We start from the raw sequence: 16,736 nt of genomic DNA, 5'->3' as shown, positions 1-16,736 counted from the left end.
CAAGTTTTGCTTAGGACATAAAACCCAAGAATCGAGTGGCGGCGCGAAGCGCCGCCACTCGATTCTTGGGTTTTGGTTTGTACTAGCTAACTCTTTTTTTGCTATAAAGCAATTCTTGAATAGGTTCTTAAATGCGAGGAATAAACCCAATATCCTCATCTTAAAAATAATTAAACCCAAAAGCACAAGTATCGGCGTTTTGCGCCGATACTTGTGCTTTTGGGTTTGGTTTTAAAAGTACAAAATGGCACAGCAATTTTGTACTTTTAAAACCGTTAATAATTTTATCATTCTCGATTTTTTTATAACAATGGTCGTAATATCGAGGGATAGAATAACTTAGCTAATTTGTGCTTTGAAAATCTTTGCTAAGCTTTGTTTTTAATTCATAAAAGTGTCAGTATATTTTTGCGAATTGGTATAAAAGGGGTAAGATAAAAGATAATTACTGACTTTTATGTGTATTTTTTGGGTTACACAATATTATGTCTACCAATACAAATAGCTCTAACGCATATAACTTGAGTTCCACAAGTGAACAAAGGTTTATCTCGTTGCTAGCTTCTGTGCCTGTAGGAATTTATCGTACTGATGCTCTTGGTAACTGCTGCTATGTGAACGATCGCTGGTGTCAGATTGCGGGGCTAACGACCACAGAAGCAGAAGGCTTTGGTTGGATCAATGGTCTTTATCCTAGCGATCGCGAATTTGTGACGATGGAGTGGAATAAGGCTATCCAAGAAAATCGTCCCTTCCAACTAGAGTATCGATTTCAAAATAAAGCAGGGGAAATCACTTGGGTTTACGGTCAAGCAGTAGCGGAATGTGATCAGTCTGGCGAAATTATTGGTTATATCGGTACGATTACAGATATTAGCGATCGCAAAGCCACTGAACAAGCTTTGCAATTACAGCGAGACTTTAATCAACTGATTGCGGAAATCAGCAGCCGATTTGTTGATATTAGTCCCGAGCAGTTAGATGCTGAGATTGATCGCTCTTTGCAACTAATGGCGGAAGCAACCAACTCAGACACTAGCTATTTGATCAAATTTTCTCTCACAGAGCACCCTGTCTCGTTGCTTTCCGATGGCACTGTGAGTATGACCCATGAATGGGCTAAGCCAGAATATCCTCGACAAATCACACTGGTACAAAATGTTCCTTTATCAGCGTTTCCTTGGGCTAATGCCAAATTACTTCGACGAGAAATTGTGAATATGCCTAGGGTTGCCGATGCTCCCATTGAGGCGGCGATCGACAAAGAAAATTGGCAACGATTCAGCATTGTGTCCGCTCTAGTGGTTCCTATGATTCAAAAATCTGTTGTCACAGGAACTCTAGGATTTGCCTCCTTTAGTAAGGAGGTAATTTGGGGCGAAGAAATAATTAGGTTATTGCAAGTAATGGCGCAAACCATTGCCAATGCTCAACAACGCGCCCAAGATGAGCAGCAACTATACGAGAGTGAAGAGCGTTTACGTCTGGCGCTTCGGGCTGCCAATCAAGGGCTTTATGATCTCAACTTACAGACTGGAGAAGTGATCACCAGTTTTGAATATGCCACAATGCTGGGATATGACCCCACAACTTTTCAGGAAACTAATGCTAAATGGATTGAACGGTTGCATCCTGACGATCGCGAACAAACTGCTAAGGTCTATCAAGACTATGTAGCGGGAATTTTGCCAGAATACAAAGTGGAATTTCGCCAACTTACCTGCGATGGGGAATGGAAATGGATTCTCTCTCTAGGGCGCATTGTCTCTTGGGATGATCAGGGCAATCCCTTGAGAATGATGGGAACGCATACGGATATTAGCGATCGCAAACAAGCTGAAGCCGAAAGATTAATTGCTGAGCAAGTTAGCCAAGAGCTAAGCCTGTTAGAAAACATTTTTGACACCCTTCTGGCAGGCTATTGGGATTGGGATCTGCAAACTAACGAAGAATATCTCAGCCCCAAGTTCAAAAAAATGTTTGGCTATGAAGATGATGAGTTACCCAATTCTCCTGAGACTTGGCAACACTTGATCTTTGATGAAGATTTGGCAAAGGTTCTCGATTGTTTTGAGCGACATGTCCAAACCCACGGCGAAGTTCCATTTTGCAATGAGGTCAGATATCGGCACAAAGATGGCTCTACGGTTTGGGTGATTTGCTCAGGGCAAGTGATTACATGGGATGAAAATAATCAACCTCTGCGAATGATTGGCTGTCATGTTGATATCAGCGATCGCAAGCAATCCGAAGAAAAAATTCGCAAGAGTGATGCTCACCTCAAAACTGCACAGCGCATTGGGAAACTAGGCAGTTGGGAGTTTGATCCCTATAGCGAACAGATTATTTGGTCTGATGAGGTCTTTCACATCTTTGGTCGTGATCCAGCAATGGGAATGCCTAGCTTTGCAGAGGTTCAGGAGCAGATACATCCCGATGATCGAGAACATCATCAGCAAGTGCTCCAAACAGCGGCTGCCACTGTCCAACCCTACGACCTTGAAATTCGATTCTATCGCTGTGATGGCTCATTAGGTTACTTCCAAGCAAGAGGAGAACCAATTGTCTCTACGGTGACAGGTCAATTAACACATCTGATCGGTACGGTTCTGGATATTACTGATCGCAAACAAGCGGAAGTAGAATTGCAAACTCTCTCCGATCGCCTAACTTTAGCCTTAAAATCTGGGGCGATCGCGATCTGGGATTGGAACGTTCCTGACAATATCTTGGTCTGGGATGACCGCATGTATGAACTTTATGGCATTACCTCCACGCAGTTCACAAGTGTCTATGAGGCTTGGGTAAGTAGCTTACATCCAGACGATCGCGCTAGCGGCGAATCAGCAATTCAACAAGCCTTGGCAGGAACAAAGGATTACGATCTCGAATTTCGGGTGATTCATCCCGATGGCACGATTCGCTTCCTCAAAGCCTATGCCTTGGTTCAGCGTGATCCTCAGGGCAACCCGTTGCGGATGATCGGCATTAACCTTGATATCACCGATCGCAAACAAGCTGAAGCTAAACTCATGCACATAACAATGCAGTTAGCTGCCTCTAACCGTGAACTAGAGGCTTTTGCCTACTCTGTCTCCCATGATTTGCGATCGCCTTTACGAGCGATCGATGGCTTTAGTAAAGCTCTACTGGAAGACTATGGCGACAAATTTGATGATGAGGGAAAAAACTACTTTGATCGAATTCGCGTTAATGTGTCGCGGATGGGGATGCTGATCGAGGATTTGTTGCGTCTATCGCGGGTATCTCGCTCAGAGATGCAATACGCCAAAGTTAACCTCAGTGCGTTAGTTACTGAGCAGTTAGCAGAACTGCAAACAACGGAACCAGAAAGACAAGTAGAATGCGTAATTGCCCCCAATGTATCTGTCCAAGCGGATATAACCCTAATGCGGATGGTGATCAGTAACTTAATCCAAAACGCTTGGAAATTTACCAGTCATCATCCCAGTGCGCGAATTGAATTTGGGGTCAACCCCTCAGAAAGTGAACAGGATGGGAGATCTACCTATTTTGTCCGTGACGATGGAGCGGGATTTGATATGAATTATGCCAATATGCTGTTTGGCGTTTTCCAACGGCTACATAACACCAATGAGTTTGTCGGAACGGGAATTGGACTTGCCACTGTGCAGAGGATTATTCATCGGCATGGTGGGCGAGTATGGGCTGAGGGAGCAGTCGAGAAAGGAGCAACAGTTTATTTCACCATACCTGAAATATCCTCTCTAAAAACGTAGGATGGGCGGTGCTTTGCACTGACTATCCTAAATCTAAAATCTTGTCTTCATAGGAATAGGAAATATTAAACAATGACTCTGCCCCCAATCATTCTTGTCGAAGATAACCCTGACGATGAGCGGTTAACCATTCGAGCCTTGCGCCGTGGCAATATTGCTAATGAAATTCTCGTGGCTCGTAATGGGGAAGAAGCTTTGATCATGGTGTTGAATGCTGATCCACTTCCCAGTGTCGTCTTGCTAGATCTCAAACTCCCGAAAGTGGATGGACTGGAAGTACTAAGGCAGATTCGTGCTAATGAACGTACGCATTTATTGCCTGTAGTGGTACTCACTTCCTCCAGTGAAGAGAGAGATATTGTTGATAGCTATAACTTGGGGGCAAATAGCTATGTTCGCAAGCCTGTGGAAATTGAGAAGTTCACAGAGGCTGTGCGTCAACTAGGGCTGTATTGGGCTGTAATTAATGAAGTATTACCCAAAGGTAGATAGGCCATGAATGACAACACCCTAAACCTAAAAGTACTAAATATTGAAGATTCAGAAGATGATGCCTTTTTAGTGCAACGAGAGCTACGTCGTTCTGGAGTGAATATCATTTGGGAACGGGTAGAAACGTTAGAAGCTTTGCGTGAAGCTTTAGAGAAGCAAACTTGGGATGTGATTATTTCTGATTATAATTTACCTAAATTTAATGCTTACGATGCCCTCCAAATCGTTAAGCATCGATACCCAAATCTTCCTTTTATAGTGGTTTCTGGCACAATTGGTGAGACGGCTGCGGTCGAACTAATGAAAGCAGGCGCTCAAGATTATCTGATGAAAGGAAGTCTCACTCGACTATCTGAAGTGGTACGGCGAGAAGTGCGAGATGCAGAAATTCGGGCGGAGCGTCAACGATCGCAACTTGAGCTAGATCTCGTCAAAGAACGTCTGCAACTAGCGGTTGAGGGGTCGGGTATCGGACTATGGGATTGGGCTATTCAGACTGGTGAGGTAATTATTAATGAGCGATTGGCTCAAATTTTTGGCTATACCCTTGAGGAATTAGAACAATCAGGGACGAAGACTTGGTGGGAATTGAACCATTCCGAAGATTTGCAGAAAGCTAAACTAGCTATGGAAAGGCACTTTCAAAAAAAGACTCCAGCTTATGAATGTGAACTACGAAAGCATCATAAGTCTAGGGCATGGATTTGGGTATTGTCACGGGGGAAGGTGGTGGAATGGGATCAAGAAGGCAAACCGCTACGCATGGCAGGGACGATCTTAGATATTAGCGATCGCAAACAAGCAGAATTGCGGTTGGAGATGCAAAACTCAATCTTGGAACGCATTGCGAAGGGCGAGACTTTGCCAGATATTCTTGATGCTTTAGTCCGCGCAACGGAAGAACAAATTGAAGGCGGGATTTGTTCTATCTTACTTTGTGATCCCGAAGGTAAGCTGCATCTTGGGGCAGCCCCTAATTTGCCAGATGCTTATAATCAAGCGATCGAAGGCATGTCAATTGGTGAAAAGGCTGGCTCCTGTGGCACAGCCGCCTTTCGCAAAGAGCCTGTGATTGTGTCCGATCTTGCCACCGATCCACTTTGGCAAGATTTTAAGGAATTAGCTTTAACCCATGGATTAAAATCTTGCTGGTCATTTCCAGCGCTCGCCAGCGATGGAAATGTGCTAGCTACCTTTGCCGTCTATCATCGCGATATTCATCATCCACGGTCGCAAGAGCTTGAAGCGATCAACCTTGCTGCTAATATTGTCAAAATTGCGATCGAGCGTGAACGCTCTACCCAAGCCCTAGAACAGTTAAATCGAGAATTGGAAGATCGTGTAGAACAACGCACTCAGGCTTTGCAACAGAGTGAAGCTCGGTTGCAAGAAGCACAACAAATTGCCCATCTTGGTAGTTGGGAACTAGATGTCATTACCAACAAAGTTACTTGGTCAGAGGAAATTTTCAAAATTCTTGCCCTTGATTCCTATAGTCCTCCACCAACCTATGAGCAGTTTTTTCAGTTTTTTGCCCCCCACGAGCAAGAACATTTAAAACTACTACATGAACGCGCAATTAAAGATCGACAATCCTTTACCATTGATGCGGAAATTATCTGTGCTGATGGTTCCATTGGCTATGTTTTTATTAAGACTGAGCCAATCTGGAATTCGACAGGAAAAGTGACGCGACTGTTGGGTATTGCGATGGATATTAGCGATCGCTACGCGATGCAGGAAGCTCTCCAACGTAGTGAAGAACGCACTCGCGCTACCCTGTTAGCTTTGCCAGACCTCGTGTTTCGAGTCGATCGGGCAGGTAAATATGTAGATTTTATGGTGTCGCCTCAAGGTGAAAATCTCGTTGATCCTCAGCAAATCATTGGTCAAAGCATTTATGAAACTTTGCCGATGTTCGCTTCAGGAATTTATGCAGAACGCAAATATGCAGCTTTGCAACAAGCTCTTGCTACTCAGACTGTCCAAATTTATGAACAGCAGATTCAGGTAGAAGGTAAATATTTTTACGAAGAGGTGCGTGTTTCTCCCTGCGGTAATGACGAAGTAGTTTTTTTTGTACGAGACATTAGCGATCGCAAACAGGCGGAGGCGCAACTACAACAAACCAATCAAGAGTTGGCTCGTGCGACGCGACTTAAGGATGAATTTCTGGCGAATATGAGCCATGAACTTCGTACTCCTCTCAACGCGATTTTGGGAATGGCGGAAGGGCTACAAGAGCAAGTATTCGGTAAGATTGGCGATCGTCAACTCAAAGCATTACAAACCATCGAGTCCAGTGCTACTCATCTATTAGAACTGATTAATGACATCTTGGATGTTTCCAAAATTGTATCTGGACAAATCCAACTGGATTGCGCTCCTACTGCAATTAGCCAACTCTGTCAATCCAGTCTGGCTTTTATTAAGCAGCAGGCGATGCAAAAACGTATCCAGATCCTCACCAAATTTCCCCACAATCTGCCAGATTTATTAGTGGATGAACGCCGCATCCGACAGGTCTTAATTAATCTTCTAAACAATGCTGTTAAATTCACGCCAGAGGGAGGAAATATTAACCTAGAAGTTAGCCGTCTTCAGGTGATTTCTGCTTCTCCAGATCAAACCAGCGAGGAGGTAAGGGAATATGTCCGCATCGCGATAGTTGACACAGGTATTGGTATTGCCGCAGAAAATATCCAGAAACTATTTAAGCCTTTTGTGCAGATCGACAGCGCGTTAAATCGTCAATATGCAGGTACAGGTTTAGGACTTGCCCTAGTGAAACAGATCGTCGAACTACATGGTGGCAAGGTGGGGATAAGCAGTGAACTAGGTGTAGGTAGTTGCTTTTCCATTGAGTTACCCTGTGTTCCTAATACTACCTCTGACGCTGAAACGATTGTCAGCAATCAAACAACCGAGATATCCAGTTTGGAGTTCCCCAAGATCAGCAAATCGGCTCCGCTGATCTTGATCGCTGAAGATAACGAGGCTAACATCATGACAATTTCTAGTTATCTCATGGCAAAAGGTTATCGGATTGTGCTAGCTAAAAATGGAGAAGAGGCTATTTCGATCGCATCATCAGCAAAACCTGATTTAATTTTGATGGATATTCAAATGCCAGTCATGGATGGCTTAGAAGCTACCAAACAGATCCGCAAAATCCCTATGTTAATTAATGTTCCGATTATTGCGTTGACGGCTCTAGCCATGACAGGAGATAGCGATCGCTGCCTAGACGCAGGAGCTAATGAATATTTGGCTAAACCTGTTAAGCTAAAGCAACTGGCGGCTACTATCCATCAACTTTTAGTGACTTAAGAAGATAGGCAATGAATTTAGCATCTGTTTTAATCATTGATGACGAAGCTGATAATTTTGACGTGATTGAAACTATCTTGGGCGACCGAGATTACCAGTTGCATTATGCTGCTAGCGGTCAAGATGCGATCGCCTATCTCGACACATTTCAGCCCGATCTAATTTTGCTAGATGTGATGATGCCAGTTATGGACGGCATTGAGGTTTGTGAACGGATTAAGGCTTTACCCGAATGGCAGGCTGTGCCAATTATTATGGTTACTGCGCTTAACTCTAAGGAAGACCTAGCAAGGTGTATGAATGCGGGAGCCGATGACTTCATCAGTAAGCCCCTAAACTCTTTGGAGTTTCGAGCAAGGGTAAGCTCCATGTTACGTATTAAAGAGCAACATGATCGGTTAGAACGCACTAATGCTCTGATCCATGCCCAACTTGAAGCCAGCCTAGAGGGTATTATTGCGGTCGATGAACAGGGGCGACTAGTCGCATACAACCAAAAAATATGTGAAATATGTGACCTCAACGCTATTACCTCCGAGTCAACCTATCAAGATTTACCTCTTTTACCGCTACTGCAAGCGGCTGATTTCCCCCACGCAATTACCCAAATCTTAGAAGAGACCTACGACGAGCCAGATCAAGTTATTCATGGTGAGGTGGTCATCAATGCCCTCACCTACGAGTACTTTAGTAGTTCTGTTACTTCTCCCAGTGGTCGATTTTGGGGATTTGTCTGGCGATTTCGGGATATTACCGATCGCAAGCAATATGAAACTAATCTCCAAAAATCCAAAGAAGTTGCGGAGGCAGCCTTGCGGGTTAAGTCAGATTTCTTAGCGATGATGAGTCATGAAATCCGTACCCCGATCAATGGAGTCTTGGGCATGACCGAGCTATTAGCGACGACTTCCCTCGATTCAGAACAAAATAAGTTTGTTCAATCCATTCAAACGAGCGGGGAAATCCTGTTAACCGTTATCAATGATATTCTCGACTTCTCCAAACTTGAGTCTGAAAAACTTTTACTAGAGCATCTACCAATTGATGTGCATGGAATCATTGCCGACACCTGTGCGCTCATGAGTCAGCAAGCTGAATCCAAAGGAATTGGACTAGATTACCAGATTGATCCGCAAACACCTGCCTATATTCTTGGTGATCCCATCAGGTTACGGCAAATCCTGCTGAATTTGGCAAATAATGCGGTCAAATTCACCCATAAAGGCGCAGTAAGACTTGCTGTATCTGTATCTCCAGAGACTTCTTTACAGACTGAGAATCAAGTAGGACTACTTTTTGAAGTACAGGACTCAGGTATCGGACTTTCCTCAGACCAATTACAAAAACTATTTCAACCTTTTACCCAAGCCTCGATCGCTACGGCGCGTCAGTATGGTGGCACAGGTTTGGGGTTAGTGATTTGTCAAAAACTTGTACAGATGATGGGGGGCAAGATTTGGGCAGAAAGTTCTCTAGCCAATGGTTCTAGCTTTTTCTTTGTGTTGCCAGTCTCAGTTACTAATGAGCCTCCTCAATCCATGATTCCTTTGGAAAGGAGAAGCGTATTGCGCCATGCTAAGTCCCTTAGTACTGACCTAGCAACTCAACTACCACTGCATATTTTGGTTGCCGAGGATAATTTGATCAACCAAGAAATGGTTTTAGCTATGCTTAGTAAAATGGGCTATACACCTTTAATTGTCAATGATGGGATTGAAGCTCTAGAAGCGATTAAAAGTAATACATTTAATATTGTGTTCTTAGATGTGCAGATGCCAAGGTTAAATGGACTGGAAACTGCCACTTGTATTGTGGAGGACTGGGCAAAACTATCCAATAATCCATCTCGTCCGATTCTAATTGCGATGACTACTAGTGCAATGCAAGGCGATCGCGAAATGTGTTTAGCCGCAGGGATGGACGACTATATCAGTAAGCCCGTCTCCTTTGATACTTTACAAAGAATCATTGAGCGTTGGGGGAATCTTCCTAAAGGAATTGAAGTTCAGCAGGATACGATACACTTAAATACTGACTTTGATGATCATGCACTTCAGGAAATTGAGAAGGTTTCCTTGACTTTGCCGAAACGAATGATCAACATATTCTTATACGAAGAATGTCCAGTCCTCTTAGCAAAGCTGCGTCAAGCTATCTTCGACCAAGATGCTTCGCAAATAGAATATGTAGCGCATACCCTAAAGGGAAGTAGCGTAATGCTTGGTGCTAAAGCTTTTTCTGAAATTTGTTTTGGATTGGAAGTTGCGGGACGAAATCATCAATTAGAGGACAGCGATCGCTTAATGACCGAGATTGATCAAAGTTTTCCTTTAGTTGTTGCTTATCTGGAGGATTACCTTACTAAAAATTCTTCCTAGGATAGTTAGTAAAAAGAACAGTCCATCCTACTACCTTAAATGGTTTCCAAAGTAAAATAATGATCAATACAAAGACAAACATATCCTCGATTTTAGTTGTGGATGACGAGCCGAATAACTTTGATGTGATTGAGGCTCTCTTAAGCGAATATGACTATGAATTACATTATGCGGCTAATGGTAAAAGTGCGATCGCTAGTCTTACTGCCTTTCAGCCCGATCTAATTTTGCTAGATGTGATGATGCCAGAGATGGATGGCATCGAGGTCTGTAAATGGATTAAGGCTAGCGAGTTATGGCAAACTGTGCCGATCATTATGGTGACCGCCTTAAGCTCTAAGACTGATATGGCTAACTGCCTCAATGCGGGAGCCGATGATTTTATTAGTAAGCCGATCAATAGTATTGAACTGCGAGCGCGGGTGCATTCAATGCTGAGAATCAAGCAACAATATGACAATATCCAAACTCTATCCCATATCCAAGCCAACACGATTAATATTCTGGAAAGTACTCTCAATGAACTACGCGGTACATTAGCTTCAAGAATGTCCCATGAGTTAAATACACCCCTCAATGGCATCATCGGCACGATCTCCATGCTGAAAGAAGATATCGAAAGTATGGATATTGCCGAAATCCACGAAATGCTAGGTTGGGCTGATGAATCCGCAAGACGTTTAGAGAGTTTAACCAAAAAGTTTTTGATCTACTTAGAACTTGAAGTTTCCCCTAGTCGGCAAGAGTCATTTAAAGTAGCGCATACTAAATTCTCTAGGGATATGATTGAATCTTCGCTAAAATCCTATGTTAAAGATTTTAAACGTAGTGATGATCTCCAATTTGACCTTGAGGAAGCAGAGATTGCCCTATCAGATCGCTACCTTTTGACGATCCTCCATGAGTTAGTCGATAATGCAGTGAAGTTTTCCACCGCAGGTAAGATGATTGAAATTAGTAGTCAAGTGGCAGAAAACATGTTTAATTTGTCAGTAAAGGATTTAGGTCGGGGCATGACTAACGAGCAAATTAATCGCATTGATGCTTTTGTACAGTTTGAGCGTAAAACCTATGAGCAGCAAGGCATTGGTTTGGGCTTAAGAGTTGTCAAAAAAATCGTTGAACTTGCTGGTGGCAATTTTTCTATTACTAGCATTTATCAACAGGAATCAACAGTGCATATTTCATTACCTCTCTACCCAAGGTCATAGCCTTGCGCCTTCCTGAAAACACCCTTCATAAACTTATGTTTACTTTTGCTGATCCGTTTGCCCAGCTATCTCTAACGTCCATCATCACTCTTGATCCTCCTCTTGTTGAGCCTGAGACGAAGGTGATAGAAACGATCGCGAAAATGCATAGGGAGAAAGCACACTATCTGCTAGTGGTAGAAAGGGATTGTTTGTTAGGTATTTTCACTCAGCAAGATGTCGTCAGACTGATAGTCCAACAACAGCCCCTGCATAATTTAATGATTAGGGAAGTGATGACTTCTCCCGTAGTTACCTTACAAGAGTCAGCTTTTACCGATGTGTTGGCGGTGATTAATTTATTGCAAAAAGATCAAATTAGTCAGTTGCCGATTGTTGATGAAGGCGATCGCCTTGTGGGTGTAGTAACTTCCGAAAGTGTGCAACAATATGAAGCCCGCCAACATGCAATCTCCGACTGTTTGCAGTTAATGCAAGAGCTAACCTCATTTAAAATTGGACTTGACCAAGCGGCGCTCGTGGCAATTACCGATGTTAAAGGCATAATTACCTATGTCAATGATCAGTTTTGCGAGGTTTCGGGTTACTCGCGTGCCGAACTGATGGGAAAGACCCATCGCCTTATTAAATCTAGCCATCATCCCCCAGACTTTTTCCAAGATCTGTGGCAAACAATTTCTCAGGGTCAGGTTTGGAGAGGAGAAATTTGCAATCGTGCTAAGAATGGCAGTCTTTATTGGGTTGATAGTACGATCGTTCCTTTTACCGACAGTCAGGGTCGAGCGCAGCATTATCTGGCGGTTCGGGTTGACATCACAGCCCGTAAGCTTGCCGAAGCCGCTTTAAAATCAAGTGAAAACCGTTTCCGACGGGTGTTTGACGCGAACATTGTTGGGATGATGTTTACCGACTTTAGCGGTCAAATTACCGACGCGAATGATCGCTTTTTGGAACTGCTTGGCTACAGTCACGAAGACTTGAGCGCCAAGCGGATTAATTTGGAAACTATTACTCCTGCTGAATATCTGCCAAGCGATCTTCATGCGCTTCAACATCTAAAACTTAGTCGCGTAATTGCACCTTGGGAAAAAGTCTACTATCACAAGGATGGACATCTAGTCCATGTGTTGATTGGGGTGGCGATGCTCTCGGAGGAGGATTGCGTTTGTGTGGTGGTGGATATTAGCGATCGCAAACAAGCCGAAGAGATGATTCGTCAACAGGTATCACGAGAAACACTTCTACGGGAAATCACCCAACGGATTCGTCAATCTCTTGATATCCGCACTGTCTTTAGTACGGCTTGTAAGGAAATTCGTTCTGTAATTCAGGCTGATCGAGTCGGTATTTTTAAGTTTTATCCAGATTCTGGTTTCAGTGATGGCGAATTTGTCGCTGAGTCAGTGGGAGAAGGTTTTGTCTCCGCCATGGCAATTCCTATTCATGATCATTGCTTTGGCGAAAAATATGCCCCCCTTTACCTTCAGGGGCGCTATGCCGCCATGTCAGACATTTATCAATTGCAGGATCAATGTCATACGGATGTTCTCGCACGGTTTCAGGTGAGGGCAAATCTAGTGATGCCCCTATTTTATGGTGAGCAGCTTTGGGGACTGCTTTGTGTCCATCAATGTAGTTCATCGCGATGTTGGCATCCATCCGAAATTAATTTCATCCAGCAAATATCTGTGCAATTGGGAATCTCTCTGCAACAAACAAGTTTATATGAACAGGTACAAATAGAGTTGCGGATTCGTAAGCAAGCAGAACTGGAACTACAACAAAAAGCGGAACAGGCAAAATTATTGCAAACAATCACTCAACGGATTCGATCCACGCTGAATCTAGATGCAATCCTCAAGACCACTGTGGAAGAAGTTCATCGGGTATTAAATTCAGATCGAGTATTAGTTTATCGAGTTTTCCCAGACAAAACAGGTGCGGTGATTGCTGAATCTGCCTCACCTCAATGGAAGTCAACTTTAGAAAGAAGTTTTCCTGAGGAGGTTTTTCCACAAGCTAATTACGATCTCTATGTCCAAGGTCGAATATTTGCTCTCAGCGATCGCGAAGCTGAGCCTCTGGAGTTGTTACCCTGCTTAGCTGATTTTCTAGCTGACTTGCAGGTTCGAGCGAAACTCGTTGTGCCAATTATTCAAAATGAGGCTCTCTGGGGATTGCTGATAGCCCATCAATGCGATCGCCCACGCTATTGGCAGACATGGGAGAGTAATCTCCTCCAACAAATTTCTAATCAGTTAGCGATCGCCATTCAACAAGCGGATTTATTTGAACAGTTACAAAACGAACTTAGCGATCGGCAACAAACCCAGCAACACCTCACCGAAATCAACCAACGACTAGCAGAGTCAAATGAAGAATTGGCGCGAGCCACCCGACTCAAAGATGAATTTTTGGCTAACATGAGTCATGAACTCCGCACCCCTCTTAATGCCATTCTAGGGATGACAGAGGGAATGCAAGAGCAAGTTTTTGGTAAGACCTCTAGTGCTCAAATCAAGGCTCTCCAAACGATTGAGCGTAGTGGTTCTCATCTATTAGAACTGATTAACGACATTCTGGATGTCGCCAAAATCGAATCAGGACAGATTGATCTAGAATACTCCACTGTCTCTGTGGAATCTCTCTGTCAATCTAGTCTTACCTTTATTAGACAGCAAGCTCTTAAAAAGTCGATCCAACTAAAAAACAAACTTTCACCGAACTTACCTGAATTAAATGTTGATGAACGGCGCATTCGTCAAGTCTTAATTAACTTACTCAATAATGCTGTCAAATTTACGCCAGAGGGAGGAAACATTACCTTAGAGGTTAGCTATCAGCCCCTGTCTGCTACTCCAGAAATTCTTAGTTCTGCTCCTGTAGATAATCTACTGCAATCAGACTTAAGTGGATATATTCACATTGCCATAAGTGACACAGGTATCGGCATCGCCCCAGAAAATATCAGTAAGCTATTTCAACCCTTTGTCCAAATTGATAGCGCCCTCAATCGTCAATATCAAGGAACAGGTTTGGGGCTGGCGCTAGTAAAACGGATTGTAGAAATGCATGGCGGTAAGGTGATGTTATCGAGTGTATTGGGTTCGGGAAGTTGCTTTACCGTAATCCTTCCCTGTGCTGAGTTAGCATCACCATCTGTAGCGGTAGCTATCGATTGTCCAGCCGACGATCTGAGTTGTGAATCAGTTCAGAGCCAGCAAACTACTCCTGTGATCTTGCTAGTCGAAGACAACGAAGCCAATATCATTACAATATCTAGCTACTTAACTGCCAAGGGCTATCTGATTGTTTTAGCAAATAATGGAGAGGAGGCGATCGCTTTAGCTCAGTCGGCAAACCCTGATTTAATTTTAATGGATATTCAAATGCCAGTGATGGATGGATTAGAAGCCACCAAACAGATGCGCCAAATCCCTAGTCTCGATCATGTTCCGATCATTGCCATCACTGCTCTAGCCATGGACAATGATGTAGAGCGTTGTCTTGCCGCAGGGGCAAATGATTATTTAAGTAAACCTATTAAGTTGAGGCAATTAACAAAAATTATTCAACAATTTTTAACTCCCGATTCTTATAGCTCTGTACGCACCAACCAAGAAAGTTTTTGAAAGTGTTGCAAATCAACACTTTCAAAAACTTTCTGATGGTGCGTTTGATCGGTAATTGCTGTAAATCTCAACTTTTAGCTTTTATATAAATTTAATTAACTATGAAAAAACCTTCTATTTTGGTTGTGGACGATGAACCTGATAACTTTGATGTGATTGAGACGCTGTTAAGTACCAGCGATGACTTTGAGCAGGAAAACCAAGACTATAATTTGCATTACGCGGCGAATGGTAAAGATGCGATCGCATCTTTAGAAATATTTCAGCCCGATCTAATTTTGCTAGATGTGATGATGCCTGATATGGATGGCATTGAGGTCTGTCGGCGTATTAAAGCGATGTCCCAATGGAGCGCAGTGCCAATTATTGTGGTGACGGCTCTAACTACCAAAAAAGACCTTGCTCAATGTTTGTTTGCGGGAGCTGATGACTTTATTAGTAAACCTGTCAATCGGTTAGAGTTAACCGCAAGAGTGCGATCGATGATCCGCATTCACCAGCAATATCAACAATTAGCAAATTTCAATACTCATTTAGAGGCGATGGTGCAGAGTCGTACCGCCCAATTGCAAAGTATGCTTTTGGAGGATACTCTCACGAAGTTACCGAGTCGGACATTCTTAGTTCAAGAACTCAAAAAGAGGTTACAAGCGGGAGAATCTTCTCTGGCTCTAGTTTATATCGACTGTGATCAGTTTAAACTGGTGAACGGCTCCTTTGGTCATGCGGTTGGTAATCAATTACTGATAGCGATCGCCCAACGTTTACAAAAGCATCTGCGTCCCCATGACCTATTAGCAAGAATGGGTGGCGATGAGTTTTGTTTTCTATTACAGGGAATTGAAGAAGAAATATCCCTTGAGCCATTTCTGCAAGAAATCCTCCAAAGCTTTACTCAACCCTTCACTGTGGCAAATTGCGAAATCTTTATCACTGTTTGCATGGGAATTGCGCTGGGCAAATATAGCGATCATAAACCTGAAGAACTTTTGCAAGATGCAGATACGGCGATGTATCAAGCCAAATTACGTGGCAAAGACAGTCATCAAATCTTTGATCGTCAAATGCATCTAGCTATGTACAATCGTCTGATTTTAGAGAACGATCTGCAACGAGCGTTAGAACAACAGGAGTTTATTCTTTTTTATCAACCAATCATCGATTTGCAAAGTCAAAAACTAGTAGGATTTGAAGCCTTAGTAAGGTGGCGACATCCTGAGCGGGGGATGGTTTCACCAGCAGAATTTATTCCTTCTATGGAGATGACGGGGTTAATCGTACCTGTGGGGATGTTGGTATTTAAGCAAGCTTGTGAGCAACTTTATGCATGGCAGCAGCAAGGCTGGACAGAGCTAACCATGAGTGTCAATCTTTCAGTGCGTCAGTTTTCTTGCACGACGTTACTTGCTGATATTGATCACATCATTGCGGAAACCCAAGCTAATCCTGCCCATATCAAATTAGAAATTACCGAAAGCGCGATTATGGACAATGCCGAATCAGCGATCGCCATCACCAAAGAATTGCGATCGCGGCAAATTCAAATCAGCATTGATGATTTTGGAACGGGGTATTCTTCTCTTGGTTATCTGCATCGTTTCCCTGTTGATAACCTCAAAATTGATCGCTCTTTTGTGAGCCAAATTCAAACTGAAAATCGCAACTATCATGTCGTTGATACGATCATTGCTCTTAGTAATCAGCTTGGCTTAGCCGTAATTGCGGAAGGAATTGAGACTAAGGAGCAGCTTGAATGGTTGCAAAAAGTTGGCTGTCAGTATGGACAGGGCTACTTATTCAATAGACCTTTACCTGCTTCAGAAGTCGAGAAAGTTTATTTGCAATCCTAAAAAAGCAAAACAAAGAAATGTAGGGGCAATTCATGAATTGCCCCTACATTTCTTTGTTTTGCATAATCCTCAAAAATAGGGA

7 protein-coding genes are annotated in these 16,736 nt (G+C 43.1%); all 7 read left to right on the top strand.

Annotation, left to right across the window (positions count from 1 at the left end; all coding sequences use genetic code 11):
• Positions 1–485: 485 nt before the first annotated feature.
• Complete coding sequence (locus tag H6G05_RS22785; RefSeq protein WP_190581892.1) at positions 486–3,761, top strand: PAS domain-containing protein; 3,276 nt, start codon at positions 486–488, stop codon at positions 3,759–3,761.
• A 72-nt stretch (positions 3,762–3,833) separates the two neighbouring features.
• The gene (locus tag H6G05_RS22780) at positions 3,834–4,253 is read left to right on the top strand and encodes a response regulator (protein ID WP_190581886.1); all 420 of its coding nucleotides are present in this window, start codon (positions 3,834–3,836) and stop codon (positions 4,251–4,253) included.
• 3 nt (positions 4,254–4,256) lie between these two features.
• Positions 4,257–7,583, top strand: a complete 3,327-nt coding sequence (locus tag H6G05_RS22775; protein WP_190581884.1) for a response regulator — start codon at positions 4,257–4,259, stop codon at positions 7,581–7,583.
• Positions 7,584–7,594: 11 nt separating this feature from the next.
• Complete coding sequence (locus H6G05_RS22770; protein ID WP_190581882.1) at positions 7,595–9,961, top strand: hybrid sensor histidine kinase/response regulator; 2,367 nt, start codon at positions 7,595–7,597, stop codon at positions 9,959–9,961.
• A 59-nt stretch (positions 9,962–10,020) separates the two neighbouring features.
• The gene (locus tag H6G05_RS22765; RefSeq protein ID WP_190581880.1) at positions 10,021–11,172 is read left to right on the top strand and encodes a hybrid sensor histidine kinase/response regulator; all 1,152 of its coding nucleotides are present in this window, start codon (positions 10,021–10,023) and stop codon (positions 11,170–11,172) included.
• A 35-nt stretch (positions 11,173–11,207) separates the two neighbouring features.
• Complete coding sequence (locus tag H6G05_RS22760) at positions 11,208–14,804, top strand: GAF domain-containing protein (protein WP_190581878.1); 3,597 nt, start codon at positions 11,208–11,210, stop codon at positions 14,802–14,804.
• A 101-nt stretch (positions 14,805–14,905) separates the two neighbouring features.
• Positions 14,906–16,654: a two-component system response regulator gene (locus H6G05_RS22755; protein ID WP_190581870.1), complete on the top strand. Its 1,749-nt coding sequence runs from the start codon at positions 14,906–14,908 to the stop codon at positions 16,652–16,654.
• Positions 16,655–16,736: the final 82 nt, after the last annotated feature.

The organism is Phormidium tenue FACHB-1050, assembly GCF_014696925.1.
Lineage (GTDB): Bacteria > Cyanobacteriota > Cyanobacteriia > Pseudanabaenales > Pseudanabaenaceae > Pseudanabaena.
This window is presented reverse-complemented; position numbering and strand designations above follow the sequence as displayed.

What these genes read in the sequence shown, in the direction of transcription:
- H6G05_RS22780 (WP_190581886.1), top strand. Translation starts at nt 3,834, where the DNA reads ATGACTCTGCCCCCAATCATTCTTGTCGAAGATAACCCTGACGATGAG.
- H6G05_RS22775 (WP_190581884.1), top strand. Translation starts at nt 4,257, where the DNA reads ATGAATGACAACACCCTAAACCTAAAAGTACTAAATATTGAAGATTCA.
- H6G05_RS22760 (WP_190581878.1), top strand. Translation starts at nt 11,208, where the DNA reads ATGTTTACTTTTGCTGATCCGTTTGCCCAGCTATCTCTAACGTCCATC.
- H6G05_RS22765 (WP_190581880.1), top strand. Translation starts at nt 10,021, where the DNA reads ATGATCAATACAAAGACAAACATATCCTCGATTTTAGTTGTGGATGAC.
- H6G05_RS22785 (WP_190581892.1), top strand. Translation starts at nt 486, where the DNA reads ATGTCTACCAATACAAATAGCTCTAACGCATATAACTTGAGTTCCACA.
- H6G05_RS22770 (WP_190581882.1), top strand. Translation starts at nt 7,595, where the DNA reads ATGAATTTAGCATCTGTTTTAATCATTGATGACGAAGCTGATAATTTT.
- H6G05_RS22755 (WP_190581870.1), top strand. Translation starts at nt 14,906, where the DNA reads ATGAAAAAACCTTCTATTTTGGTTGTGGACGATGAACCTGATAACTTT.